This window comes from Planosporangium thailandense, from assembly GCF_011947195.1.
GTDB classification, from domain to species: Bacteria; Actinomycetota; Actinomycetes; order Mycobacteriales; family Micromonosporaceae; genus Planosporangium; species Planosporangium thailandense.
The window spans coordinates 1-234 of record NZ_JAATVY010000112.1 but is presented as its reverse complement, the minus strand read 5'-3'; the positions used below and the strand labels follow the sequence as shown (position 1 = coordinate 234).

Genomic DNA, 234 nt, shown 5'->3' with positions numbered 1-234 from the left:
ATTGAGCCACACGATCGAGATCCTCAAGGGGCTGCGCGACCGGTACGAGGCGCACCACCGGGTGTCGATCACGGATGCGGCGCTGGTCGCAGCAGCGACGCTGGCCGACCGCTACATCTCCGACCGGTACCTGCCGGACAAGGCGATCGACCTGATCGACGAGGCCGGCGCCCGGATGCGCATCCGCCGGCTGAGCGCACAGCGGGAGGTGCGCGGGCTGGCCGCGGCCGGCGC

At 71.8% G+C, this 234-nt stretch carries 1 pseudogene; it reads left to right on the top strand.

Annotated elements, in window-relative coordinates:
* Positions 1 to 234: pseudogene (locus tag HC031_RS32370) on the top strand (ATP-dependent Clp protease ATP-binding subunit ClpC); the annotation flags it as partial.